General features: G+C 49.4%; 15 protein-coding genes and 1 riboswitch. Of the genes, 5 read left to right on the forward strand and 10 right to left on the reverse strand.

Annotated elements, in window-relative coordinates; genetic code table 11:
- Nucleotides 1-61: 61 nt before the first annotated feature.
- The 9 genes from GWC95_RS02590 to GWC95_RS02630 all read right to left on the reverse strand — a co-directional run bounded on the left by GWC95_RS02590 (nucleotide 62) and on the right by GWC95_RS02630 (nucleotide 10,075).
- On the reverse strand, nucleotides 62-3,277 hold the full coding sequence (locus GWC95_RS02590) for an error-prone DNA polymerase (RefSeq protein WP_161817102.1): 3,216 nt from the start codon (nucleotides 3,275-3,277) through the stop codon (nucleotides 62-64).
- 11 nt (nucleotides 3,278-3,288) lie between these two features.
- Nucleotides 3,289-4,740 (reverse strand): Y-family DNA polymerase, encoded by a 1,452-nt coding sequence (locus GWC95_RS02595; RefSeq protein ID WP_237722040.1) that lies wholly within the window; start codon nucleotides 4,738-4,740, stop codon nucleotides 3,289-3,291.
- A gap of 112 nt (nucleotides 4,741-4,852) precedes the next feature.
- A complete protein-coding gene (locus GWC95_RS02600; protein WP_161817104.1) occupies nucleotides 4,853-5,587 on the reverse strand; it encodes an ImuA family protein in 735 nt (244 codons plus the stop codon).
- Nucleotides 5,588-5,854: 267 nt separating this feature from the next.
- Complete coding sequence (locus tag GWC95_RS02605; RefSeq protein WP_161817105.1) at nucleotides 5,855-6,211, reverse strand: TM2 domain-containing protein; 357 nt, start codon at nucleotides 6,209-6,211, stop codon at nucleotides 5,855-5,857.
- A complete protein-coding gene (locus tag GWC95_RS02610) occupies nucleotides 6,174-6,503 on the reverse strand; it encodes a DUF2752 domain-containing protein (RefSeq protein WP_161817106.1) in 330 nt (109 codons plus the stop codon). The genes GWC95_RS02605 and GWC95_RS02610 overlap by 38 nt, the downstream gene beginning before the upstream one ends.
- 9 nt (nucleotides 6,504-6,512) lie before the next feature.
- A complete protein-coding gene (locus GWC95_RS02615; protein ID WP_161817107.1) occupies nucleotides 6,513-7,094 on the reverse strand; it encodes a MarC family protein in 582 nt (193 codons plus the stop codon).
- Nucleotides 7,095-7,185: 91 nt separating this feature from the next.
- Nucleotides 7,186-7,791 carry an alpha-ribazole phosphatase gene (gene cobC, locus GWC95_RS02620; protein WP_161817108.1) on the reverse strand — a complete coding sequence of 202 codons (606 nt, stop codon included), beginning with the start codon at nucleotides 7,789-7,791 and terminating at the stop codon, nucleotides 7,186-7,188.
- Nucleotides 7,792-7,895: 104 nt separating this feature from the next.
- A complete protein-coding gene (locus tag GWC95_RS20035; protein WP_161817109.1) occupies nucleotides 7,896-8,111 on the reverse strand; it encodes a cysteine-rich CWC family protein in 216 nt (71 codons plus the stop codon).
- Between the two features lie 2 nt (nucleotides 8,112-8,113).
- Entirely contained in the window at nucleotides 8,114-10,075 is a 1,962-nt protein-coding gene (locus GWC95_RS02630; RefSeq protein WP_161817110.1) for a TonB-dependent receptor plug domain-containing protein, read from the reverse strand.
- A gap of 118 nt (nucleotides 10,076-10,193) precedes the next feature.
- A riboswitch (cobalamin riboswitch) is annotated at nucleotides 10,194-10,395 on the reverse strand.
- 141 nt (nucleotides 10,396-10,536) lie between these two features.
- On the opposite strand from GWC95_RS02630, the gene GWC95_RS02635 reads away from it, so the two are divergent.
- The 5 genes from GWC95_RS02635 (at nucleotide 10,537) to GWC95_RS02655 (ending at nucleotide 17,271) form a co-directional block, all read left to right on the forward strand.
- The gene (locus GWC95_RS02635) at nucleotides 10,537-11,895 is read left to right on the forward strand and encodes an APC family permease (RefSeq protein ID WP_161817111.1); all 1,359 of its coding nucleotides are present in this window, start codon (nucleotides 10,537-10,539) and stop codon (nucleotides 11,893-11,895) included.
- Nucleotides 11,896-11,961: 66 nt separating this feature from the next.
- Complete coding sequence (locus GWC95_RS02640; RefSeq protein WP_161817112.1) at nucleotides 11,962-13,134, forward strand: trans-sulfuration enzyme family protein; 1,173 nt, start codon at nucleotides 11,962-11,964, stop codon at nucleotides 13,132-13,134.
- A gap of 140 nt (nucleotides 13,135-13,274) precedes the next feature.
- The gene (locus tag GWC95_RS02645) at nucleotides 13,275-14,741 is read left to right on the forward strand and encodes a TolC family protein (RefSeq protein ID WP_161817113.1); all 1,467 of its coding nucleotides are present in this window, start codon (nucleotides 13,275-13,277) and stop codon (nucleotides 14,739-14,741) included.
- Between the two features lie 37 nt (nucleotides 14,742-14,778).
- Nucleotides 14,779-16,146 carry an efflux RND transporter periplasmic adaptor subunit gene (locus GWC95_RS02650; RefSeq protein ID WP_161817114.1) on the forward strand — a complete coding sequence of 456 codons (1,368 nt, stop codon included), beginning with the start codon at nucleotides 14,779-14,781 and terminating at the stop codon, nucleotides 16,144-16,146.
- A 132-nt stretch (nucleotides 16,147-16,278) separates the two neighbouring features.
- On the forward strand, nucleotides 16,279-17,271 hold the full coding sequence (locus GWC95_RS02655; RefSeq protein ID WP_161817115.1) for an NAD(P)H-dependent glycerol-3-phosphate dehydrogenase: 993 nt from the start codon (nucleotides 16,279-16,281) through the stop codon (nucleotides 17,269-17,271).
- A gap of 219 nt (nucleotides 17,272-17,490) precedes the next feature.
- On the opposite strand, the gene hemW is transcribed toward GWC95_RS02655, so the two are convergent.
- A complete protein-coding gene (gene hemW, locus GWC95_RS02660) occupies nucleotides 17,491-18,618 on the reverse strand; it encodes a radical SAM family heme chaperone HemW (RefSeq protein ID WP_161817116.1) in 1,128 nt (375 codons plus the stop codon).
- Between the last annotated feature and the right edge of the window lie 126 nt (nucleotides 18,619-18,744).

Consider the following 18,744-nt stretch of genomic DNA (forward strand, 5'->3'; position numbering starts at 1 on the left):
AGATCAACGGGATGATTTACCAGTTACCGTTCTGTTGATTTGTCTTATCCTCTTTCTTTTTCTATTTGAAATTCCTCCCTCCATAAAAAACAGCATCCTTGTTCTTTGCCTGTTCCCGCTGCACGTGTGCGGGCAGGCTTCTTTCATCTGCGCGGGATAATGTGAGCACGGCGGGGTCTGCGGGTTTGTCTGGCGTAAGGTTGCGTAGTAAAGGCGAAAGGTTGTAACATTTTTCAACCACCACGTGTATCACCAGCCCTTCTATCTGCAGTTTGCCTTCGAGCATGATGAGGCGCGAGGTGAGGATCTCTTTCCGGTTTGCTTCAAAAACTTTTTCCCATACCACCGCGTTTGCATTTCCTGTTTCGTCTTCAATGGTCATGAAGATCACACCCTTGGCCGTGCCGGGGCGCTGGCGAACGAGCACCAGTCCTGCAACTTTGATACGTTCGCCATTACGCGCCTTGCCAATATCCGCGCATGCGGTTATACGAAGCTGCTCCAGTTGCTGACGCACAAAGCTTACCGGGTGCGCTTTTAACGAAAGCCCGGTGGATGCATAATCCTGTACCACATGCTCGCCCAACTCCATAAAAGGAAGTTCGATCTGCTGTTCATCTTTTACCGCAGGCGCAGTTTGCCCTTTGAACAATTGTTCAGGGTTGTCTTTCGTAGAAACCTCCCACAACGCCTGCCTTCTGTCCAAACCAAGCGAACGGAACGCATCGGCATCTGCCAGCCGCGTAAGGGTTTTACCGGAGAGGCCGATATCGCGCAGTTCATTGATGGTTTTGTAAGATGACCTGCGGTTTGTAACCAGTATTTCTATATCGTCTTCCCTCAATCCCTTCACCTGCCTGAACCCGATGCGCAGGGCGCAGTAAGCGTTTGTTTTTTCCTCGAGGGTATTGTCCCAGTAAGAATGATTGATGTCGATTTCCCGTACATCCACGCCGTGTTTACGCGCATCGATGATGATCTGTGCGGGTTGGTAGAACCCCATGGGGTACGAATTGAGCAGAGCGCATGCAAACACATCGGGATAAAATTTTTTGAGCCAGCAGGATACATATACCAGCAGGGCAAAGCTTGCCGCATGGCTTTCGGGGAAACCATAACTGCCAAAACCTTCCAGTTGCCTGAACACGCGTTTGGCATATTCTTCGGTATAACCGCGCTCGAGCATGCCATTGATGAGCTTTTGTTCAAATTTTGTTACGAGCCCCTGTAATTTGAACGTGGCCATTGCGCGCCGCAACTCGTCTGCTTCGGCGGGTGTAAAGCCTGCGGCAACGATCGCGATCTTCATGGCCTGCTCCTGGAAAAGCGGAACACCCAGGGTGCGGTTTAAGATCTCTTTGAGGTCTTCCGACGGGTATTCTATTTTTTCCGTTCCATTTCTCCTGCGCAGATACGGATGCACCATATCTCCCTGTATGGGCCCGGGCCTTACAATGGCAACCTCGATAACAAGGTCATAAAAACTGCGCGGCTTCAAACGCGGCAGCATCGACTGCTGTGCACGGCTCTCTATCTGGAACACGCCTATCGTATCTGCCTCGCAGATCATATCATATACCCGGCTGTCTTCCGGTGGAACCGTTGCCAGGGTAAGATCAAGGCCGTGGCTGTTGCGCGCAAGATCAAATGCCTTGCGTATGCAGGTAAGCATGCCCAGTGCAAGCACATCTACTTTCAGAATGCCCAATGCATCAATATCATCCTTGTTCCATTCAATGCAGGTGCGGTTTTCCATTCGTGCATTTAAAATGGGGCATAGCTCATGCAGTTTGCCGCGCGTAATCACAAACCCGCCCGTGTGTTGCCCGAGCTGGCGCGGGAAGGAGATGAACTGGCCGGTGAGCTCCAGCATTTTTTTTAAATGATGATCGGATTCATTGAATCCCTGGTTGTTCAAACTTCTTCCGGCCAGCCATTCATCGGTGAACTCCCAAACAGAATTCGACAACGCGCTGATGGTATCAACCGATAATCCCATTGCTTTGGCCACATCCCTTATTGCACCTTTCTGGTGCAGTTGTGTAACCGTTGCAACAATACCGGCGCGGTCGCGGCCATATTTGTTGTATATGTATTGAATGATCTCTTCCCTGCGTTCGTGTTCAAAATCAACATCGATATCGGGTGGTTCATTGCGGGCATCAGAGATAAAACGTTCAAACAAAAGCTCATGCTTTGTAGGATCAACCGCGGTAATGCCCAGGCAATAACAAACCGTAGAATTGGCAGCGGAGCCCCGCCCCTGGCAAAGGATCTTTCTCCTGCGCGCTTCGCGAACAGCATCTTCCACCACAAGAAAGAACGGAGCGTACTGCATTTTCTCTATAAATCCCAGTTCATATTTTATGTTATGGATGATCTTTGCGGGTAATACTGCGCCATATCTTTCATACGCCCCCTGCCATGCAAGCTCTTCGAGTTGCTGTTGCGGGCTTTTTCCATCAACAACAATTTCGTCGGGGAACTCATACCGCAACTCATCCAGCGAAAACGGGCACAGGTCGGCGATCTCCTGTGTGCGTGCGATCGCATCGGGGTATTGGCGGAACAGGCGTTCCATCTCTTTTTCTTCTTTGAGATAACGCTCCGCATTGGGATGTAGTTTGTAACCCGCATTGTAGATCGTACATTTTTCCCGCACACAGGTAACAATATCCTGCAGTTCACGGCGCTCATGCGAATGGTAGTGTACATCATTTGTGGCCACCATCGGAACATGCAGGGCAAGCGACAACTGGTGGATGCGGAAGAGATACTTTGCATCATCTCCCTGGTAATAACGAGATGCGGCGATGTAAAGATCGGCGCCAAAATGATGCCTGTATACTGCAAGATCCTGCCTGAACGATTCTTCAAAATCAAAATCTTCATTCAGTGCCGGTGGTGGAACCACAACCAGTTTCATGCCTGCCGCATGTGCGTATACATCCTCTTTATACAATTCGCATTTCCCCTTTTCTGTTCTTAAATTTCCTGTTGAGAGCAAGGTGCATAGCGATGCATAGGCTTTCCGGTTGGTTGGATAAACGAGTAAGGATGGGCCGTTCACCAGGTCGAGCCTGCAGCCCACCAATAATTTCATCCCCGATTTTTTTGCCGCCACATGCGCGCGTACAATACCCGCCAGTGTGTTCCTGTCTGTAATAGCGATGCGCGTATAACCCAGTACAGCCGCATGCTCCACCAGCTCCTGCGGATGTGATGCGCCGCGGAGAAAAGAAAAATTGGAGGTAACCTGTAGTTCTGTATACGCCATAACAAAAATTTTCAGGCGAAATAGCCATGCAAAAACCAGCCTGTTTTTTTGGTTGCATCATAATGCCCCGAACGGAAAAGCCAGTAGCGTTTTCCTTCTTCGTCTTCCACGCAATAATAATCGCGGTGCTCGCCGTTCTGTATCCACCATTCCTGTTCAATGCGCTCCGGGCCCTCTGCACGCGCTATTTTGTGCAGGGTTCCCTTGTGCCGGAAGTTCATGGGTGGGTAGTCAGGAACAGGCGCCGTAACTTCTACCTGTTCGGGTTGCGCCAGCAGCTGCAACGGCCTTGGCCTGTTCGTGTTCCAGGCCGCATTTATCCTGGATGATATTTTTTGTGCGGCAATCACAGAACGCTCGGGCCAGTAATGCTCATCGGGTATGTAGCGGTGCACGTGCCCTTCGCCAAAACGCGTGTTCAGTCGGTCGAGCAGTTCAGATAAACGGTCGTCTGCCAGTTCCGGCGACCCGCCCCATAGTTGCGTTTGCAGCGGAACGGCATCTTCTACTTTTTGCGCATCGAGTGTAAACAACTCTATACCCGGCCCCGGTTCTAAAGTTTCGATCCTGAAAGAAAACAAATGCGCCAGGTGTTTTTCGTTGTGCGATGGCTTGTGTGTGCCAATGGTAAGTGAAACTGTTTTTCCATCCATACGGTAACCCTTGAATACCGAGGTGCGCAAACCTTTTCCTTCTGCACGCAAACGTGTGCACATCGCGCCCAGTAATTTTTCAAGGGCAATTTCAATGCCTGTACGCGTAACGATCGCTTCAAGGCAAGGCAATCTTTCCTGGTAGGGTTCGGGTGGGTGAACGGCTTCGCGGATCTCCTGTTCATGTCCGAGTGCGTAATTGATCCTGCGTATGCAATCTTCGCCAAACCTCCGCTGCAAACTCATGCGTGGCATACCAATAAAACTTTTGACGCTGCGCAGTCCCAGCTTCTCCAGCTGTTCAACCGTATACGCATCAAGCCGCAAGGCAGCGGGCGGCAATGGCAGCAAGGCACGCATGGTCTCTCCCTGCGGAACAATGAGCTGCGCTTTTGTAAAACGTGTGATGGCCCATGCCACGCCAATCGTATCACCGATTGCCGCACGCACATGAAAACCAAAACCCTGCAGGCGCCTGGTAAGATCCTTCACATAATTTTCTTCGTTGCCCCATAGATGTGTACAGCCGCTCGCATCAAGAATGAGCCCACAGGGCGCATCCAGCATTACCGTGGGTGTGTAGCGTATGCACCAGTGGGCAAGGCGTTTTAATAATTTTTCTGCGGATTGTGTATCATCATCCCTTACCTCGAGCCCCCGCAGCAAGGCAAGCGCATCTGCGGCGAACATACCATTGTGAATACCCTGCGCCACCGCCTGCGGACTCGCAGCCGTAATGAGTTTGCGCCCGTGGTCGTTTTGTGTTAGCACGAAAGCCTTGCCGGATAATTCTTTTTGCTGAAGAGTCATCCAGTCTGTTTTGAGATAAGGGAACCATATTGTTACGAAACGAAGCATCTTGATAATTAGGAATTAGTAATTAGGAATTAATAATTACTAACTCCTGATTCCATTGTATTTTTTATCCAGTCATTTTTTGTTGTTCTACTATAACAGCGGGTTTTGGTTTTGGGATGATTTCACGGAACTTTTTGTTTTTCCATTCGAGTGTCCATGCGCCGGACTGGCCACCGCGTATTTTGAGGAGTTCCACTTTCCATCTCGGGAAGCCCACACCGGGCATGCCTTCCGGTAAAGCGCTCGGCCCCGCGGTGATGCGCCAACGCGATACGCAGGCGGTTGTGTTGATGTGTTTGGTTTGCCTGATGAGAAAACCGGTAACCTTGCTTTGTTCCACCGCCAGCTGCAAACGACGGGATGCTGTAAAATCGAGCTGCGCGATATCGCCTACTACGGCAGAAAGGCTGTCGCATTTCAGCGCCTCTTCCATCACCCACAACTGTTCTTTTGCGCGTGGTAACGTACAAAAGATCACCCGCGAAGGATCTATGCCAAATGAAAGCAACCCGGGTGGAAACACCTGCTGCGATGCGCCGATCCACATACACGCGCCGCCATTTTTGAGTAAAGACGAAAGCAACCCCGAAACAAAACCCGTTGATGCGGTTTTGTCTTCCGCTCCACTGCAAACAAATTCATGCACCGCCGCCAAAGGAAAACTGCGGTCCGGGAAAGCCGCACATACATTGCCCAATCCCAGGTCTGTGACCTGTGACCCGGGTGTTTTCCGCAATCCCTGCCGCTGCAGGATCTCTCCGCGCAGGGTTGCGAGTATATCAGCTTTTATGGGCTGCATGGGCAATTTTTTACGAACCTATCCGGCACAAGATTACTAAATAATTTAGCATTTTATAGATTTAATGCTAATTTTGTGCCGGAAAGCAGGCTGGTACAAACTCCTCTGTACCTGGATGGTTTTGGGGTGAACAGGCCACAGGCAGGCGGCGCCGCAGCGTAGGGACGGTGTTGAGAGGGGTTTAATATACGCACCCATAAAAGAACAGTGTTGGTGGACTGTCTTTTTAGGTGTGTGGGATTTTTTTATTTTTTTGGGAAAGACGGCCTACCTGTACGCATGCACCATTGCCATGCTTTCGATCGCCATTTTCCTGTTGAATTCGAAAGCAAGTTTTTTGTGGTTCACGGTGTCTACGATGGTTCCGATAAGGCAGAGGCCTCCTGTAAACAGGTAAAGAATACCCATGCCTGTTTGGCGTACCATGAAACGCTGGATACCTGAGATCAAAACAAAACCGAGCACACAACCGAGTAAGATCTGGTCGGTCTTTTTTCTTTTGCCATTGTAAAGCGCGATAAAATTAACGAGCTGGTCTTCGGAAAGATCTTTGGTCAGCGCCTGCAGGTAAACCAGTTCTTCGCCTTCAATGGCGGGAACCATGTTGATTAGGTTTGGTCTCATATGGTGTTTTTACGGGGTAGATCAATTGTTTGATCCTGTTAAATATAACCATAACTGCGAAGATTCCCAATGGGTGATGCTGAAAAGAAACCGCGAATTTCAAATGCAATGCATAATGGATCGAATGCCCGATGCCGCAACCGGGGCAATGGCCAAACCCCAGCAGGCTGAATACACACAAGGAAGTACCCGGTGTTCCGGAAGGGAGAAAAAACAAGGCTGTAAGGGCAGACAGCCAGCAGGCCAGTTCTGCATGTTTGCGGATGAAATGGTATGTGTTACGGGTAGACATTCAAAAAAATCATTTAAATCCAAACGCCCCGATGTTACTGCTGAAGATCCGCACCGCGATCGCCAGGAGAATAACACCAAAAAATTTACGCACGGCAAGCAATCCTGCCGGACCCAACATACGTTCAATGTGTTTCAGTGATTTTAAAACAACGTATACAACAACGAGGTTGATCAGGATCCCCACAAGAATATACAAGGCCTCAAAATTCGCTTTGAGCGACATGATCGTTGTAAGCGTACCGCTCCCCGCGATGATGGGGAACGCGATGGGCACCATGCTTCCCGATTTCGCATCTTTATCGCCTTTGAATATTTCGTGGCCGAGCACCATCTCCAGGCCCAATAAAAATATAACGATCGATCCGCCTACGGCGAAGGAATGGATGTCGAGCCCCAGTACTTTCAGAAAGGGTTTCCCTGCATACAAAAACAGGATCATCAATGCGCCAGAAACCAATGTTGCCTGGAAAGAGCGGATGCCACCGATCTTTCCCTTAAGCGAGATCAGCAAAGGCACAGAGCCTACAATATCGATCACGGCAAACAAAGTAAAGGTTACGGTAAGCAGGTCTTCAATGCGGAAATCCATGGAAGAATGGTTTTACTAAAGATAAGCAATGAACCTTGAACAGGGAACAACGGGCATGCGTCATAGAACGTGCCTTATCCTGGTTCTCAGCTCACTGATTAGTGGGCCGGTGCCATTCTTTGCCTGCGAGCGAAACATTGTAGAGCATTTCATGTTCGTATTTCCCGTCTTTTAAAAACAGTTTCACAACGCATCCATAATGACAGCTGAATACATCGAAAGATTCTTTGAGTGGTGTATCGGTGATGTGTGCGAGGATGCTTCTCAATACGCCGCCGTGCGCAACGATCACTGCGGGCCTGGCCTGCTGCGCGATCTGTTCAAAACGGTTGATCACGCGGCTGTGCATCTGCGTATAACTTTCTCCTTCGGGAACGGTCACGTTCACAAAATCGTCGAGCCAGGGCTGCATTTCTGTTTTGGGGATGGCGTTCCACTCCTGCATTTCCCAGGTGCCGCAGTTGAGTTCCATCAGGTCGTCGTGCAGCTGAACCTGGTGTTGCGGAAACAGCGCCTCCGCAAGTTTTTTACACCGCTGCAAGGGGCTGCTGTACACAGCAACGATGCCGGGCGGGAGATGGGGGAGAATGCTTTGTACTTCGCCGGCAAATGTTTCTGTAACATCAAGATCGGTTTGCCCGTAACAGATTCCCTTGGCAACATCAGGTGTGGTATGTCGAATAAGATAGATCTCCATATTGGCAAAGAACGGTCACCGGCACAACAAAACAAGGCGCCGGATCAGGAAATTTAATTTCTTGATCCGCGCCTTGTTTTGAATACTGTTGCCTTTTGGATGCGTCAGGGTCTCAGTATATTGTTCCGGTGCAAAGTATGCTCAAACTGCAGGGCTTTCAAACAAGCGGCGCACAAACAATCGAGGTGTTTGCTTTCTATATAAACCCGTTGCTCGTGCGTAAGCAGGACCCTGCTGCACTGGCACCCGGCAATATTGCCAACCTTACACTCAAAGGCCTTGCTGCAACGCGGGCATTTCTTGGTTTCGTGCTGCGGCATATTTATAAATTATAAGTGCCGCCGATGGTAACCAAGGTTGGAATGCCGTTGTACCCGCGTACCTCGTAGAATTTCTTGTTGCCTATGTTCTGGATGTCTGCAAATATTTTCAGCATCTCTCCAAATTTATATTCAGCATAGGCGCCAACAATGAAATAGCTGTCGAGGCGAACATCCGCTGTTTTATATCCACCCACATCATACCTGTCGCCGGCATATTTCCCGCTCACGCTTGCATACAATCCTTTTGTGAATTGATAGCCGGCTGTAACATTGATATTGTGTGTTGGCCTGCGCAGTGAATAATTGTAAAGCGTGTCCTTGAAATTGATACGGCTCTGCGTTGTTTCCTGTGCGGTGATGAAGGTATAGTTGCCGGTCAATGTCAGTTTTTCTGCAGGACGAAAACTTACTTCGTACTCAATACCCCTTGTTTCCTGCAATACATAATTGAAGTACCCGGTTGTTCTTACATTGCCGGGTGTGGAAGAGGATACGTTGTTGTAATCAATTCCATTCCCTGTTTTGCGGTAAAAGAAAACGATCCTGTCGCTGAACTTTTCGTATTTGTGCTGGAGCCCCGCTTCCCAATTGGTGGCCACTTCGGCCTCAAGGTTTGCCGCGGTGCCGTTGAACTTTACGGGGTTGGCAAGCTGGTACAGCGAGGGCGCCTTGAATGCAGTGGCGAGGCTTGCAAAAATGCGGTAGTGCTCATCAAAATTATACGCCGGGTTGAATGTGTAGGTGTAATGCGTGCCATATCTTGAATGGTTGGTTACCCGCCCGCCAAGCTCGGCAGAAAATTTCTGGTTGTTGAAATGGAGTGAAGCATAACCGGATTTCTGATCGTTCCACTGCTCATCAAAATTGCTGTTGAACGGCCCGAATGCGCTTACGGACCTGTATTGGTTGTTCATCAAACCATAACGGTAATCGATGCCGGCCAGCAAGGTAAACCCACCACCCAGTTTTACAGAAGAATACAATTCTGCAAACTGTGAAGTGGCATCATAATCGTTCATCGAAAAAACAGGTGAACCATTCGATGCATTGTCGTCGTAATTGCGGTGCTGCTTTGTGTACTGGTAATTTCCGTTGATGGAAACACTGTTGCCTTTATATACAAAACCGAAACCGGAAGTATGGTTTTTGTTGTGTATGTCGTAGGCATTCTTGTCGGTAAAGCCACTCGCATCAACGGCCGCGGTGTACTGGCTGTATTGCGTAAAGGCTTTCAGCATTAAGTTACGGGTGGCCTGGTATTGTACCGCGGCATTGCCGCTATTGCCCAGGTAGCCATCGTTGTCGAAGTTCCTGTTGCCAACATTATCGTACGCTGCGGAAAAACCGTTGGTCTGCAGGCGCGCATACCGCGTGGTATACGTGAACTTGCCCGCTTTGCCATAAAACTGCAGGTTGGTTTTGTAGGTGCCGTAGTTGCCTGCTGTAAGGGTTGCCTTTGCATTAACGGGTTTGGTGATGTTGGCTTTTGTTGTGATGATGTTGATCACACCCGCAATGGCATCGCTTCCATAAAGGGTGGATTGGGCGCCTTTGCAAACCTCGATCCTTTCCACATCGTTAAGCGAAAAAAAGTTCAGGTCAAAATCGTTGCTGATCTGTGATGGGTCGTTCACCGGTATGCCATCCATCATTATCAGCGTGCGGCCCGCGCCGGCGCCTCTCATGAAAACAGTCTGCACACTGCCCGCATTGCTGAGTGCGCCGTTGATCACGATACCGGCCTGCTCGTTCAGGATCTGTGCAACGGTTTTGCCGGTACTTTTTTCAATCTGTTCTTTCGAGATAACGGTAATTACCTTACCCGTGGTGCTTTGTTTCTGCTCGGTTTTGTTGGCAGTAACAATTACTTCGTCCAGTACCGAGGTCCTGACCGTGTCTTTTTGTGCGAAGGCAACCGAACCTGAAAGCAGGGTTGCGAGGAGCGTTAATGTTTTGCTCATTGTTGGTTTGTTTTGATTGTTGAACAATGAGCTTCCAGGAAAATAAAAAAACGGAGAAAGATAAACTGCCGCTGCAGCAGGCATTTTATGTTCCATGCTTTTCACCCGAAAGCCGTGAATGACCAGTTTGTACGTGGCAGGTCTTCTGGCTCGCTCTCTGCAGGATACCTTCCCATTCCGCAGGCGGAACAGTGGTTTTGAAGATCCTTATCGTGAATATTGACTCACGAAGAGCTTACAGCTACGGGGATAGCGCCGGAATTACACCGGACTTCCCTTTTAATCCCGCAGGTGCGGGAACCAAATACGAAACGAAAGTAACGAATAATTAAGAATTAGGAATTAGGAATTAAGAATTTGGAATTGTTACCCAATATCTTTCACGCCCCACTCCCAATTCTTAATTCCTAATTCCTAATTCTCATGTCATTCTGTTTCCTATTATTCATTACATTTAGTCCATGCACGGAAAACAAAAATTAAATCTCTTCAGTTTTACCATGATCGTTGTTGGGCTCGTGATCGGGATGGGTATTTTCCGGTCGGCCGCAACCAGTGCGAAGGATGCGATCGACCCTTCGGTTTATTTTACGGCATGGCTGCTGGGTGGTTTTATCGCATTGTGCGGGGCACTGACCTACGCAGAGATCGGGAGCCGTTATCCTGTTACAGGCGGGTACTATAAAATATTTTCTTACGCCTATCACCCCAGCATCGCTTTCGCCATCAACAGCATCATACTGATCAGTAACGCGGCGAGCCTCAGCGCGGTTGCGCTGATTGGCAGCGGTTATGTTACGCGGTTGTTGCCGGGTACCTGGACAGACATCGACAAGGCACTGATCAGTTGCGCGGCCATCCTGATTTTTTACCTGATCAATCTCCGTGGACTGCGCATGAGTTCGCGTGCACAGAACATCCTGATGTTGCTGAAGATCGGTTTGATCGTTGTGCTCATAGGCGCATTGTTTTTCCCGCACGATGCGGCGGAGGCAACAACTGCCGCCGTTACAACAACAGCCACGCCTTCGATGAGCTGGATACAGAGCCTCGGCATCAGCCTCATCGCTGTTTCTTTTACGTATGGCGGGTACCAGCAAACCATCAATTTTGGAAACGAAGTAGACCGGCCCGCTAAAAACATACCGCGCGGGATCTTTATAGGGATCGCCATCATCATCGTACTGTACCTGCTGGTCAACCTAAGTTATTATACCATCGTTGGGTTCGACAACATGAAAGGCGAGCGCGAGATCGCTTATGTGGTCATCAACAAAACATTCGGAAAGAATGCGGCCGACCTGCTTTCGTTCTTTCTTTTCTTTGGCGTACTCGCCTATGTGAATGCATTGCTGATGAGTAACCCGCGCGTGATGTATGCCATGAGCACAGAGGGCGTTTTGCCAAAGGCATTTTCCAGGCAAAACCCAAAGAACGAAGTGCTCACGGTTTCCTTAACCGTTTTTGCCGCGCTTTGCATCGTGATACTGTTCTTCGCACAAACCTTTGAAAAGATCCTCAACTTTACCATCTTCCTCGATTGCTTTGGCATGGTTGCCTCCAGCGCCACCATTTTTGTATTGCGCAAACGAACCAAACACCTCGATGGAACGGGTATCTATAAAATGAAATTCTACCCCGTACTGCCCTTGATATTTATGGCGGCGTATATGTTTGTAGGCATCAGCATCACCATCCAGACACCCATGATCGCGGTAATCGGTTTGTCTGTGCTTGCTGGGTTCATGATCCTTTATTTTATGGTAAGGGGAAGAAATGCGGGCCCTGTTAATACAGATACGCTTTCGGGCGCAGAATAGCGGCCAGGGCGTTGAGTTTGCCGGTTTCTTGTTTTGCTTTCTGCTTTTAAGCGCTAATTTTAAAAAATGGATCTTTCTTACATCTTAAACGAATTCGCGGAGGACCGCGACCAGTACTACCGCGCCGTTGCACCGCCCATTGTGCAGGCGAGCAATTTTGCCTTTGCCAAAGTAGACGACCTGCGCAAGGCGTTTGAGAACGAATATTCAACCTGGTTGTACAGCCGGGGACTGAACCCTACGGTTGAGATACTGAGAAAAAAATTAGGTGCGCTCGACGGTGCCGAAGACTGTCTTGTTTTCAACAGCGGGGCCGCGGCCATTTTTGCGGCGGTGCTGGCAAATGTGAAAAGCGGCGATCACATCGTAAGCGTTAAGGAACCCTACAGCTGGGCGCAGCGGATGTTTGAAGTAATACTGCCACGGTTCAATGTTACCGTTACTTATGTTGATGGAACGGTTGTTGAAAATTTTGAGCAGGCCATCCGCCCCAATACAACAGTGATCTACCTCGAATCGCCCAACAGCTGGTTCTTCCAGCTGCAGGACCTGGAGGCCATCGCGGCCATCGCGAAGCGCAAAAATATTGTGACCATCTGCGACAACAGTTACTGTTCGCCTATTTACCAGAAACCGGTACAGATGGGCATTGATCTCGTGCTGCAATCGGCCACCAAGTACATCGGCGGGCACAGCGATACCGTAGCAGGCGTGCTGAGCGGGAGCAGGGCGATGATCGAAAGGATTTTCAACAGCGAGTACATGAACATCGGTTCGGGCATACAACCCTTCAACGCCTGGCTCCTGATACGCGGGCTGCGTACCCTGCCTGCCCGGCTTGAAAAGATCACAAAAACGACAGGGGAGGTGATCCGTTTCCTGCAGCAGCACCCGCGCGTAGAGAAGGTGATCTTTCCCCTCGACCCCTCTTTCCCGCAATATGAACTGGCAAAAAAACAAATGACGGGCGGCTGTGGCCTGGTAACATTCATGATCAGGGCAGCTGAAAGCGCCACCATCGAAACCTTTTGCGAATCGCTCAAACACATATTGATGGCAGTGAGCTGGGGCGGCCACGAATCGCTGATCCTCCCCAAATGCGCAGGCATGCGCCCCGATGCATTCGACCCGGCTAATGAGGGCCACCGTTCTCTAAGGCTATATATAGGATTGGAAGAGCCGGCTTATATCATCGGCGACCTGGAAGCAGGCTTTGCGGCCATTGAAGCACTCAGTTAACAGCTGGGGCCACATAAGAACGGATCAAGCGGGTTAAATGAATAAGGGTATGGACCGGTTCGGTTTTTCATTCTTTACCGGTTTAACTATTTAACCCGGTTTAACTTCCCAACTCCCCGGAAACCTTTATTTTTGTTAGTATGAGAAAGTTTTTAACCTTCCTGTGCTGTGCCCTTGTTTCGCAGGCATTTGCACAAAGGTCGTCTGATAACTGGGACCTGCGCCATTGCATCGAACATGCGATCGAGTTCAACATTACTGTGAAGCAGGCAGATATTCAGGCAAGGATCGCTGCATTGCAGGCCAAACAGGCCAAGTACAATGTATATCCTTACGCAGAAGGAAGCTCCTCAACAGGTGTGCGTTTCGGCCGTTCCATCGATCCTACCACCAATACATTCGCCACATCGCAGTTCCTGTACCAGAATTTTGGTGTGAACGCGGGTTTCCAGGTATACAATTACGGAAGGCTCAAAAATGCGCAACAGGTTGCCCAGTTCAATGCACAGGCCGCTTTGGCTGATGCGGCAAGGGCGGCCAACGATGTTTCTTTCAATGTGGCCACCTATTACCTGCAGGTGCTTGCGGCAAAGGAGCAGACCAAGATCGCAGAAGTACAGATCGCGCAAACACAGAACCAATACAACATTACACGCAAAAGAGTGGATGCGGGCGCATTGCCGGAACTGAACATCGCAGAAATGGAAGCGCAGCTCGCGGCAGACAGCAGCAACTACTATACCGCCAAAGGAAACTACGAACAGACCCTGCTCGCCCTGCGCGCTTTGCTGAACCTGGATGTAGACGTACTGTTTGGCATAGAAACACCAAAGATCGATTCTATACCCATAGAGCCGTTATCGGAACTTGAGCCGGCGCTTGTATACGACCTCGCTTTGCAGTTCCAGCCCTTGCAGAAAGCAAACGCATTCCGCATCAAGGCGGCAGAGAAAAACATCCTGGTTACAAAGGCGCAGATGTATCCAACCATTACATTGGGTGGCAACCTGTCGACCAACTTTTCCAATTCATTCAAGAAAGCAAGCGGTATACCTACCATCGTGGGTTACAGCCCCATTACGGGTTACGAACCCATTGTTGTAATGAACAACGTGAATTATTACATCCAGGACCCGGTTTATAAAATTTCACAACGCTCCAGAACTTTTGGTGAATTGTGGGAAGGGTATACCAACCAGCTCAGCAATAATTTCGGTCAGAACATCGGTATCAACATCAGCGTTCCTATTTTCAATGCATTTTCTGCAAAAACAAATTACGCGGTATCAAAACTGCAGCTCAAACTGGCCCAATTAACAAAAGACCAGGGTGATCTTACGCTTCGCCAGGACATCTACACCGCGTACAGCAATGCCGTTACCGCGCTGCAGAAATTCAACGCAGGTAAGAAAACCGTGGAGAGTGCAGAGAAAGCATACATGTACGCAACAAAAAGATTTGAAGTGGGGCTGTTGAGCTCGCTCGATCTCATCACCAACCAGAACAACCTGCTCAGGGCCAAGATCACACAACTGAATGCGCAATACGATTACGTATTCAAAATGAAATTGCTTGAGTTTTACAAAGGCCAGGGCCTGAAATATTAAAAGACAAAAATTAGTTTAGCATCCAAACTCCGCTTATATGAAGAAAAAACTGCTGTGGGTCATTATTATCCTGGTTGTGTTGATCATTGTTATGATCTTTTTGAAAAAAGGCGGCGTGATCGGCAAGGATGAAGGCACAAAAGTGACCTCTGAAAAAGTGGTTGCCAGAACGATCATCGAAACCGTAAACGCAAGCGGTAAAGTATACCCCGAGATAGAAGTGAAAGTGAGCCCGGATGTAAGCGGTGAGATCGTAGAACTCAATGTGGCAGAGGGCGACAGCGTAAGAAAAGGGCAGATCCTGGCACGCATCTATGCAGACATCTACCTCTCGCAACGCGACCAGGTGGTAGCGGGTGTGAACCAGAGCAAATCGCAGTTGTCGAATTCAACCGAAAGCCTGGCAGGATTGAAAGCGTTGCTCGACAATGCAAAAAGCACATTCGACCGCCAGAAAAAATTGCTCGACGACAAAGTGATCTCGCGTGCAGAATTTGAAGGCGCACAGCAGGCCTATTTAACGGCACAGGCAAATTACAACGCAGCAAAAGAGGGCATCAAGGGAAGCGAGGCCTCGATCGCAAGCGCACAGGCACAGTTACAGCGCGCCAACAAAGACCTTTCGCGTACAGTGATCACCTCGCCGATGGATGGCATGATCAGCCTGATGAACGTGAAAAAAGGAGAGCGCGTTGCAGGCAACAGCTTCAATGTGGGCACCGAGATGATGCGTGTGGCAGACATGCGCAGCATTGAAGTAAGGGTGGATGTGGGTGAGAACGATATTCCGAAAGTGAAGATCGGCGATACCACGATCGTAGAGGTAGATGCTTATACCAACAGGAAATTCAAAGGGCTCGTTTATAAGATCGCCAATCCCAATACAGGCGGGCTTACTACAGGAACGGCCAGTGCAGAAGTAACCAATTACAAAGTGCACATCCGCCTCCTGCCCGAAAGTTACCGGGACCTCGTGGGAACAGGCAAAGGATTTCCTTTCCGCCCGGGAATGAGCGCCAATGCAGACATACAGACCCGCACCAAGCAAAATGTGCTCTCCGTTGCATTGAACGCGGTAACCACGCGCGATAAGAACAGCGATAAATCGCCCAACGATAAAAGCGGCGATAAAAAACCCGAAACATCCGATGCGCCAAAATCAACCGGCTCAGACGACAGCATCGAGGAAGTGGTGTTTGTGTTGCAGGCAGACAAGAAAGTGAAAAAAGTAAAAGTAAAAACCGGTATACAGGACCTGAACAACATCGAGATCGTAGAGGGGCTGAAAGCCGGCGACGAAGTGATCACCGGCCCATACACAACGGTAAGCAAGGATCTGAAAGACGGAACGCTCGTGAATGTGGTTCCAAAGGATAAATTGTTTGACGACAAGAAAAAGGATTAAAAATAAACCAGGTTAAAAAAGCCGCAGGAAAAGACGCCTGCGGCTTTTTTTATTCATCCCGTTCCTGCAAACCGTTCCGGCGCCTAACTCCAAACTCTCCCCCTATCTTTGCAGATCATTAAAATCTGGCGAATGCAGTTTGGAATCATAGGGAGCGGGAGCTGGGCTACCGCGCTGGCGAAAATTCTTACAGACAACGGCAATACGATCTATTGGTGGGTGCGCAATGCAGAAACCATCACGCATATAGAAAAGAGAAGACACAACCCGCACTACCTAAGCAGCGCTTATTTTGACCCGGCGCAACTGCGGCTGAGCAGCGACATCAAAGAAGTGGTTTCCAAATCAGACGCATTGGTGATCGCGGTGCCTTCTGCATATGTAGAAAATGCATTTGCACAGATCCCGGCCGAAATGCTGAAAGGGAAGAAGATCATTTCTGCTGTTAAAGGCATCCTCCCTTCCGAAAACCAGTTGCTCAACCATTACCTCACCACACATTTTGAATTCCCGGTAACGGATTATTTTGCGGTGCTTGGCCCCTGCCATGCAGAGGAAGTGGCTTCCGAAAAATTATCGTACCTCACATTTTCCGGTATCGACGATGCGATGGTTTCCAACATAGCCTCCTATTTCAAAACAGAATACCTCAACACCGTTGTAAACAACGACGTCACCGGCGTACAATACGCCGCCGTTCTGAAAAACATTTATGCATTGGGAGCAGGTATTGCGCACGGACTGGAGTACGGCGACAATTTCCTGAGCGTATACATTGCCAACAGCGCCAACGAAATGGTTCATTTCCTGCGCATGCTGAACGACAATACCGAGCCGCACAATTATGCCGCCTCGGTTTACCTTGGCGACCTGCTGGTAACCTGTTACTCGCTTTACAGCCGCAACCGTACGTTTGGCAACATGATCGGTAAAGGTTATTCTGTAAAAGTGGCCCAGCTCGAGCTCAATATGGTGGCCGAGGGCTACAATGCCAGTAAATGTATTCACCTGATGAACGAAACCGTTAAGGCAGGCATCCCGATCGCTTCGGCCATCTATGAGATCCTCTGGGAGCACGTGCCGGCAGTACAGGGTTTTAAGAAAATTGAAACATTCCTTGTATAGAAAAAGGTGTAGCTTTAGGTATGCCTTTCTCTTTCACCATATTCGGTTCAGGAACCATTCTTCTTTTGCTGGGAGGGATTGTGGTGGTTAATGTCTTGAGGAAAGTGTTTGGTCACCATTCTCACTAGCTCCGTATTACTCTGGTTCACTACATATTCATCTATCGGTGGTTGGTATAATTTCTTCGCAGGAGCGAAGGATGCAGGTTTGGCAACACGATCATGTTTCTACAAACAGGTCGGCTGCGATCCCGTCTGCCAAAAATTTCCCTTCTTCTGTGAGCGTGAGCCGGTCGCCGGTAAGTACAAGATGCCCGCGTTGCATGTGTTTTGCTGCTGCGGCCATTACTTTTTCAACAAGGTTGCTTCCCGATTTTTCTGCCAGGGCGCTTACTGAAATGCCTTCCGAGGTTCGCAGGCCGATCATGATGTATTCGTTGAGGTGCTGCGTGTTTGTCAAGACCTCCTCCTCAAACGGAACGATTCCTTTTTCAATGGATGCCAGGTACAAACTATTGTTCGCAATGTTCCATTGCCTGTTTTTGCCGTTGAACGAATGGGCCGAAGGGCCGAGGCCCATATACGGCCTGCCCAGCCAGTAACTGCTGTTGTGCCGGCTGCGCATTCCGGGTTTTGCAAAATTCGAGATCTCGTAATGCTCAAAACCGGCCGACCGCAAACGTTCCGTGAGCAGGGAAAAATGACGGGCCTGTTTGTCTGCATCCACATCTTCCGCCTGGTGCGTGCTGATCATTTTCGCAAGTGCTGTTTTCGGTTCAACCGTCAACGCGTAGCAGGAGAGATGGGGAACGCCTAGCGCGAGCGCTGTCTCGATATTCTGCAACCACATGGCATCGGTAAGATAAGGGGTGCCGTAAATGAGGTCGATGGTGATGTTCCGGAAACCCAGCTGCTGCGCGGTGCGCACCGCGTTCAGGGCCTGTTGGGCATTGTGGGCCCGGTTCATCCAGCGGAGATCGTCTTCAAAAAAAGATTGTATGCCGATGCTGAGGCGGTTCACTCCCGCAGCCTTCCATGCCGCCGCGGTGGTTTCGGTAATATCGTCGGGATTGGCCTCGAGCGTGATCTCTGCATCGGCCGCTACCTCAAAAAGCATTTTTAACTGGCCGATGATCTGCCTGATGTCTTCTTCTTTCAACAACGAAGGCGTGCCACCGCCAAAGTAAATGGTAGCGATCTCTTCCGCCAGGTAGTTCCTGTTCAGCGCCGCTTCCTTTTTGATCGCCTCCACCATGGCAGGCATTTTTTCCTGAGAGGTGGAGAAATGAAAATTGCAATAGTGACAGGCTTTTTTGCAGAAAGGAATATGAATGTAGATGCCGGCCATTGGTACAAAAGTATTCAATATCGGGATTGATCAGGCTAGCGTAATTGCGGCGCGGTACGGATCAGCGGGTTTTGATCCGTTAAAACCAGTCGATCCTGCGTTCTTGTTTCACGCCCATATACCTTA

It is taken from the genome of Sediminibacterium roseum (genome assembly GCF_009939005.1).
In the GTDB taxonomy this organism is placed as follows: Bacteria; Bacteroidota; Bacteroidia; order Chitinophagales; family Chitinophagaceae; genus Sediminibacterium; species Sediminibacterium roseum.